3 protein-coding genes are annotated in these 9265 nt (G+C 38.0%); 2 read left to right on the top strand and 1 reads right to left on the bottom strand.

Annotated elements, in window-relative coordinates; all coding sequences use genetic code 11:
• Window positions 1–665: 665 nt before the first annotated feature.
• Entirely contained in the window at window positions 666–2516 is a 1851-nt protein-coding gene (locus H4J76_RS19115; protein WP_310733980.1) for a DEAD/DEAH box helicase, read from the bottom strand.
• 949 nt (window positions 2517–3465) lie between these two features.
• On the opposite strand from H4J76_RS19115, the gene H4J76_RS19120 reads away from it, so the two are divergent.
• Together H4J76_RS19120 and H4J76_RS19125 are read left to right on the top strand one after the other, a co-directional pair.
• A complete protein-coding gene (locus H4J76_RS19120) occupies window positions 3466–4017 on the top strand; it encodes a PEP-CTERM sorting domain-containing protein (protein WP_182218524.1) in 552 nt (183 codons plus the stop codon).
• A gap of 356 nt (window positions 4018–4373) precedes the next feature.
• Window positions 4374–9265: Ig-like domain-containing protein (locus H4J76_RS19125; protein ID WP_182231111.1), on the top strand; the 4892-nt coding region annotated here is incomplete at its 3' end.

The raw sequence follows: 9265 nt of genomic DNA on the forward strand, positions 1-9265 counted from the left end.
TGGTCGAAAGCACTGGTCTTGAAAACCAGCAAGGGTTTATAGCCCTTCTAGAGTTCAAATCTCTATCTCACCGCCAAACAAAGAAAAACCGCTAATCGAAAGATTAGCGGTTTTTTGCTTTTTGAAGTTAAAAATTTTAAATAAGGGTTTATAGCACTAAACCTTCGAGTAGAGTTCTAATCCACTCTCACCGCCAAATAAAGAAAACCGCTAATCGAAAGATTAGCGGTTTTTTGCTTTTTGATAGTTAAATTTTAAATAAGGGTTTATAGCACTAAACCTTCGAGTAGAGTTCAAATCTCTATTTCACCGCCAAATAAAGAAAAACCGCTAATCGAAAGATTAGCGGTTTTTTGCTTTTTAAAAACTAAAAATTTTAAATAAGGGTTTATAGCACTAAACCTTCGAGTAGAGTTCAAATCTCTTTCTCACCGCCAAACAAAGAAAAACCGCTAATCGAAAGATTAGCGGTTTTTTGCTTTTTGAAAGTTAGAAATTTTAAACATGTGTTTATAGCACTGCTATATCCTTTACCTTACACTCAGATAACTAATTAATTTTAATTTTAAAATTGATCTTGTTAAGTTTGTGCGTTCATTTTTATATTAGGCTTATCATTTTTTTATTATGTAGTATGTTATGAGTCTATTTGAGTCTATTTGAGTCTATTTGAGCTGATTGGCTTTTCGGTATTTACCTTGATAGTCAAAAAGTCTGTTTTTGACACGCCAGTAGAATTTTTGTTTTCTACCAATGACAAAGTCAGGACACGGCAATATGTTAGCTAACTTTAATGCTTGTTCAAGTGTAGTCACTTCAAACGATCCAGTAGAGCCCAGCTGAACACTAATTTTAGCGCTAAGGCGTTTAGAAAAGATATCATTGAACGCTTTAACTTGATTTGGCTTAGTGAAGTCAAAAGATTCATTGAGTTCAACGCCTTCCTCGTCATGGTAAGTGATTTTTAACTTATCAGCTCCCTTATCACTAACTTTCGTTAAATTAAGACCTGCGCAACGAATAATTTTTGAATCTTTAAGTTGCAGTGCCTTTTTTAACATATCATCGGGATCAACCAAGACTTCATGACACTGTAAACAGTTACGAGCAGCTATGTCATTTTCACCACCGCAGTGAGGGCATTCTTTAAATACAAAACGATAGTTACATTGGCTCTCTGACCCTTGTTCTTCAATTAGGCCTTGGCATCGTCGGCCGTAGTGTTCCACTAAATAACCATCATCATCACAAATGCCCCAAAATAAATTGGGAAATTCACAACTTGGGCAAATAACTTGCACCGGCTGACTTTTACTATTCGGCTTTTTCTCACCGACTTCGGGATGATAGAGGTCAAAATCATTGCCCGTATAGTCAATGACCAAGCAATCTTTTTTGTTATCACTCAAACGCAGACCACGACCGATGATTTGCTGATAGAGACTAACTGATTGTGTTGGACGTAATATCGCAATCATATCGACATGCGGTGCGTCAAAGCCAGTGGTTAATACTGAAACATTAACCAGGTATTTAATTTCTTTACGCTTGAATGCCTTAATTAACTTATCGCGTTCAGTATTGTCGGTAGCACCGGTAATTAAAGCACTCAATTTGGCGGGTAAATAACTAAAGACTTCCTTTGCATGCTCAACTGTAGCGGCAAATATCATAATACCTTGACGTTTATAGCCTAACTCAATGACCTGCTCAATAATGCCTTGAGTCACCCGGGGATTTTTATTTAATAGATGATTGATATCAGTAGGACTATATTCACCAGAGGCGTTTGCTCGCAGGCGACTAAAATCATAATGCTCTATGGTGGCATCGACTAAATTAGGTTCGGTTAAATACTGGCGTTTAATTAAGTAACGAAGGGGTAGTTCATAAATACAGTGCTCAAAAGGTCGTTTTTCTTCACTTCGCATGAAACCACGGTAATGTTTTTTATAAATCCAGCCCATACCTAAACGATAAGGGGTTGCGGTTAAACCCAATAATTTAACATGGGGATTAACTTGCATCAATTTTTCAATAATTTGTTGATACTGGTTAGTATTGGACAGCTTGCTTGCTTTTTCTTGTGTTTGCTCTTTGGGCTCCCCTTTAGCTTCGTCTTTAACCAGCTCAGTGCTGGCTAAGTTAACTCTATGACATTCATCAATAATAATTAAGGAGTAGGGCTCACTAAAGTCATCTAAATTGCGAGCTGCCGATTGTATGCTGGCGAACGTGACTTGGTGCTGAGTTTCTTTCAGTTTTAATCCAGCCGAATAAATACCGGCGGTAACACCATAGCTTTCATATTTTTGATGATTTTGCTCGACCAATTCTTTGACATGGGTGAGTACCAGTATTTTTCGCTTTGCCAACCGAGCAAGCTCGCCAATTACCAAACTTTTACCTGAGCCTGTAGGTAAAACAATCACCGCAGATTCGTTGGTTTTTCGAAAGTGTTTAAGCACCGCCGAAACAGCTTCTTGTTGATAATCTCTAAGTTGAAAAACTTCCACGCAGTGCTGTTGCCTTAATAGGGAAATGAAAACAGCCATAATAGCAAAGTAGTGGATAAGTCCAAAATTTAAAACCAACTTTAAACCTTGATTAGTTTGTAGCAGTTAATCTAATAGTAGGGTTTAATAAAAGACTAATATGCTGCGCATTACTGGGAACACCACTGAGGTAATTGAGCCCTAATATGATTTTTTTGCAAAAAGTTATACAAAGTAGTACTGATAGGTAACTTTACAGTCTCTTCTTAGTAACTAGGGAGTACTTCATAAAAATCAAACAGACAATTTATCTGTTTAATTTCTTATCTATAATGATCATGAGTTTACTCTAGTGGAAATTTATTGAATAAAACCAGTGCCCATAGACGTCCCATTCTTCACACAAAATATAGAAAAACCGATAATTAAAAGATTATGGTTTTTTGTTTTATAGCGCTCAAATCTCTATAGCAAGGGGTATATAAACAAGAAGTTATGAACGCACGAAGCTTTTGCATTTTAGTAATATATGAAAGTTGAACAAATGAATGTTAGGAAAGGATTTACAATCGATCTTAAACGACTAGGTTACCCTAATGTTTGGTGGTGTATTTATCTATCTCTTAAAATGCTTAAAATTAGGCTAAAAAATTGTGAGAGTTAGAAGTATTACCTCCACAACATATTATTATTGCTAACATAAGAGAAAGGTATAAAAATTGAAAATTAGCATAAATTATTAATTCAGGTATCATGTACCGAAGGTGTTATTAAATTATAATTTTTTTAGTTATGCTTTAGTGTCGTGTTTTTTAACAGTTATCAAAAATGAAGTTTATATTTGAATATTAGCCATTGAATTAAATAGGGTTTTATTTTTGGTGTATATCTTGCATACCACAAGTGTCTTGAAGTAAATGTCGTTATGCGACATCAAATTATTAACCCATTAAGGGCTTAAGGAAGTTGTATGAGTTCTAAAATCATAAATATTGTTGTAGTTTGTGTGTTATCTCTTTTTGTTGCCGATAGAGCAAATGCGGGATTAATTATTGGTGATCTTTATTCTGACGATACTGGAATCCAATGGGAGTATATAGGTTCTTTTGATATAACTGGTGGTGATGATTATAGTCTTAAACCTGCTACTTATAATGGTATTGAGGCCGCAGAATTTATCTTTGGTCAACCTACAATTCCAGTATCATACGCTTTAAGTACAAACGTAATTACTGACTATACTAATATTGAAGATTATATTGTTAATAAAGAAGCTTTTTACCAGCAATATCGAATAGCTGGTGTTACATCATACGATCAAGCCAGAGCAACTAATCTAGCTGGTGGTATTGGTTATGACGCTGAGGGTGATGTTTCAGCATACGTTTATGATAGAGCGTTTGAAGGAATATACTTTAATTATGTATTTAAATCAGTGACTACTTCAGTGCCCGAACCATCAACAATTGCTATTTTCTCACTTGCTTTAATTGGATTAGTCTCTCGTAGGTTCAAAAACTAATAATTTTATTATCATAATCAAGGCGGTGTCACTCGATACCGCCATTGTTACAGAACATTAATATCTATTTTGCATGTATTATCTCTATAAATAACATCTATTTAACTGAGATACAGACCCTATACATTGAATCATTATTGTAAGATTAAGTTTTATAATATTTCTGTATTAAAACTTAATCTTTTTATTTAATTTATCTGTTAATCAATTCATTAGAAGACCACCTAAAATACATTGTCTTTAGTCTAAATACTTGTAATATGTAACCCCATAAGTATGTTTACAGTTATCAATCAGCTGCAGTATTTTTAGATTGTCTAGAGTATGTGGTAAGCCAAATCATTAGGAAGTTGTTTATGGAAAACTATACCAACCCAAAAAGTGCACAAGTCATTAATGTTAAAGGTGAAATTCACACCGATGTGGCTGTAGATACTCTATTACAAGTTGGTGATGTCGTTAAAGCAGGCGCCGTTCTTAATTTAATCAAAGGCAGTGAAATTTTATTAGCTTATGCTGATGGAAGTCAGCATAAAGTCTACAGCTACGAAGCTGAGTCGGTAAATGAAATTCGTGTAGATATAATTTCTCCTGATAACAATACAGAAAGTGTTGATAGTGAAGATATCAATAATATTCAGAATGAAATTTCAGCAATTCAAGATTTAATTGATGCTGATATTGATGCAGAGCTTCCTGAAACAACTGCTGGTCTTACTAGTAATGAAGGTACAAGTTTTGCCACGGTAAACAGAACAGGCGATGAAACGTTAGCGCAGGCTGGATACGATACAACAGAACAAAATAATATTTTTGTTTTACCCGGTGATTTAGATAACGAAAATAATAATGATAACTTTGCCTTATTTGATGCTGATGAAAATGTCACTGTAGCAGAAGATACATCAGCCACAGGTAATGTGCTAGATAATGGTGCCAGCGCAGGCGGCCCATTAAGTGTGATTAACTTTAGCATTGATGGTAATACTTTCGATGCGGGCGAGACAATTAATTTAGTAGAGGGTGAATTTACCTTAAATGCAGACGGTAGCTATACCTTTATACCTGCTGATAATTTTAATGGCACGGTGCCCGTGGTCAATTACACCGTTACCGATGGTGCAGGTAATACGGATAGTTCTACTCTAACGATTTTAGTAACACCCGTATCAGATCTTACTGATGCGGATGAATCTGTTACAACAGCTGAAGACACCTCAGTTTCTGGCAATGTACTTAATAATGCTGAAACTGCAGATGGCCCTCTGACTATAACGAGCTTTACTGTTGATGGTAATACTTTTAATCCAGGTGATACGGTTACTCTCGCTGAAGGTGAACTCACTTTAAATCCAGATGGTAGTTACACCTTTATACCAAATGACAATTTCAACGGCAGTGTACCGGTGGTCAGCTACACCGTTACTGACGGTGCGGGTGATACCGATAGTTCTACGCTAACAATTTCAGTAACACCGTTACCAGATCTTACTGATGACAATGAATCTGTTACAACAGCTGAAGATACCCCAGTCTCTGGTAACGTTTTGGATAATGCAGCAACTGCAGATGGACCATTAACAGTAACCAGCTTTACTGTTAATGGAAATACTTTCAATGCAGGTGATACGGTAAGTCTCACTGAAGGCGAACTCACTTTAAATGCAGATGGTAGTTATACCTTCACACCCAATGATAACTTCAATGGTGCTGTGCCCGTGGTCAGCTACACCGTTACTGATGGTGCAGGGGATACGGATAGTTCTACCTTAACGATTTCAGTAACACCTGTATCAGATCTTACTGATGACAATGAATCTGTTACAACAGCTGAAGATACCCCAGTCTCTGGTAACGTTTTGGATAATGCAGCAACTGCAGATGGACCATTAACCGTAACGAGTTTTACTGTTGATGGAAATACGTATAATGCTGGTGATACCGTTACTCTCGCTGAAGGTGAACTCACTTTAAATGCCGATGGTAGTTACACTTTTACACCAAATGACAATTTCAATGGTGCTGTGCCCGTGGTCAGCTACACCGTTACTGACGGTGCAGGTGATACGGATAGTTCTACCTTAGCGATTTCAGTAACACCCGTATCAGATCTTATTGATGATAATGAGTCTGTTACAACAGCTGAAGATACCCCAGTCTCTGGAAACGTTCTAGATAATGCAGCAACTGCAGATGGACCATTAACCGTAACCAGCTTTACTGTTAATGGAAATACTTTCAATGCAGGTGATACGGTAACTCTCACTGAAGGTGAGTTAACCTTAAATGCCGATGGTAGTTACACCTTTATACCAAATGACAATTTCAACGGCAGTGTACCCGTGGTCAGCTACACCTTTACTGACGGTGCAGGTGATACCGATAATTCTACGCTAACAATTTCAGTAACACCGTTATCAGATCTTACTGATGACAATGAATCTGTTACAACAGCTGAAGATACCGCAGTCTCTGGTAACGTTTTGGATAATGCAGCAACTGCAGATGGACCATTAACCGTAACGAGTTTTACTGTTGATGGGAATACGTATAATGCTGGTGATACCGTTACTCTCGCTGAAGGTGAACTCACTTTAAATGCCGATGGTAGTTACACTTTTACACCCAATGACAATTTCAATGGTGCTGTGCCCGTGGTCAGCTACATCGTAACTGATGGTGCAGGTGATACGGATAGTTCTACCTTAACGATTTCAGTAACACCCGTATCAGATCTTATTGATGATAATGAATCTGTTACAACAGCTGAGGATACAGCAGTCTCTGGTAATGTTCTAGATAATGCAGCAACTGCAGACGGACCATTAACCGTAACCAGCTTTAACGTTGATGGGAATACTTATAATACAGGTGATACGGTTACTCTCACTGAAGGTGAATTAACTTTAAATACCGATGGTAGTTACACTTTTACACCAAATGACAATTTCAATGGTGCTGTTCCTGTAATTACTTATACCGTCACAGATGGTGCCGGTGATACCGAAAGTTCTACTCTAACAATTTCAGTAACACCCGTATCAGATCTTAATGATGACAATGAATCTGTTACAACAGCTGAAGATACCCCAGTATCTGGTAATGTGCTTAATAACGCCGACAGCGTAGATGGACCACTCACGGTAACGAGCTTTACTGTTGATGGTGATACTTATAATGCAGGTGAAACGGTAAGTCTTGCTGAAGGCGAGTTAACTTTAAATACTGATGGTAGTTACACTTTTACACCGAACGATAACTTTAACGGTGCCGTGCCAGTGATCAGCTACACCGTTATTGATGGTGCTGGTGACACAGAAGTTTCTACCTTAACAATTTCAGTGACACCAGTTTCAGATTTAAGTGATGATAGTGAAACGGTCACGATAGCAGAAGATACAACAGCCACAGGCAATGTGTTAGATAATGCTGAAACTGCAGATGGTCCACTAACTGTCACCAGCTTTACTGTTGGTGGGAATACGTACAATGCAGGTGACACGGTTACCCTCACGGAAGGTGAGTTAACTTTAAATGCAGACGGTAGCTACACTTTTACTCCGAATGATAACTTCAATGGTAGTGTGCCCGTTATTACTTATACCGTTACTGATGGTGCTGGTGACACACAGAGCTCTACCTTAACAATTTCAGTGACACCAGTTTCAGATTTAAGTGATGATAGTGAAACGGTCACGATAGCAGAAGATACAACCGCCACAGGCAATGTGTTAGATAATGCTGAAACTGCAGACGGTCCACTAACTGTCACCAGCTTTACTGTTGATGGTAATACTTATAATGCAGGTGACACGGTTACTCTTGCTGAGGGTGAACTCACTTTAAATGCAGATGGTAGTTACACTTTTACACCGAACGATAACTTCAATGGCAGTGTGCCTGTAGTCAGCTACACCGTTACTGATGGTGCCGGTGATACACAGAGTTCTAGTTTAACAATTTTAGTAACACCGGTTTCAGATCTTAATGATGACAATGAATCTGTCACAACAGCTGAAGATACAGGAGTTTCTGGCAATGTGCTTAATAACGCTGACAGCCTTGATGGACCATTAACTGTCACCAGCTTTACTGTTGATGGTAATACTTATAATGCAGGTGAAACGGTAAGTCTTGCTGAAGGCGAGTTAACTTTAAATACTGATGGTAGTTACACTTTTACACCCAATGACAATTTCAACGGTGCTGTGCCAGTGATAAGCTACACCGTTATTGATGGTGCTGGTGACACAGAAATTTCTACCTTAACAATTTCAGTAACACCGATTTCAGATTTAAGTGATGATAGTGAAACTGTCACGATAGCAGAAGATACAATCGCTACAGGTAATGTCCTGGATAACGCAGAAACAGCAGATGGACCATTAACAGTAACGAGTTTTACGGTTGAGGGTAATACGTATAATGCAGGTGATACGGTTACTCTCACTGAAGGTGAGTTAACTTTAAATACCGATGGTAGCTATACTTTTACTCCGAATGATAACTTTAATGGTGCTGTACCCGTTATTACTTATACCGTCACAGATGGTGCCGGTGATACTCAGAGTTCTACCCTAACTATTTCAGTGACACCGGTTTCAGATCTAAGTGATGATAATGAAACTGTCACTGTTGCAGAAGATACAACCGCAACAGGTAATGTGCTTGATAATGCTGAAACAGCCGATGGTCCACTCACGGTAACGAGTTTTACTGTTGGTGGGAATACATACAATGCAGGTGATACGGTTACCCTTACGGAAGGTGAGTTAACTTTAAATACCGATGGTAGTTATACCTTCACACCTAATGATAATTTCAACGGTGCTGTGCCTGTTATTACATATACAGTTACCGATGGTGCTGGTGACACTCAGAGTTCTACCCTAACTATTTCAGTGACACCGGTTTCAGATCTGAATGATGATAGTGAAACTGTCACAATAGCTGAAGACACAACAGCAACAGGCAATGTCCTTGATAATGCTGAAACAGCCGATGGTCCTTTAACTGTTACAAGCTTTACGGTTGGTGGGAATACCTACAATGCAGGTGATACCGTTACTCTCACTGAAGGTGAGTTAACTTTAAATACTGATGGTAGTTACACTTTTACACCCAATGATGATTTCAACGGTGCTGTACCCGTTATTACTTATACCGTTACAGATGGTGCTGGTGATACCGAAAGTTCTACGCTAACAATTTCAGTAACTCCAGTTTCAGATTTAAGTGATGATAATGA

Origin of the sequence: Colwellia sp. BRX9-1 (assembly GCF_014077195.1) — a bacterium.
GTDB lineage: Bacteria > Pseudomonadota > Gammaproteobacteria > Enterobacterales > Alteromonadaceae > Colwellia_A.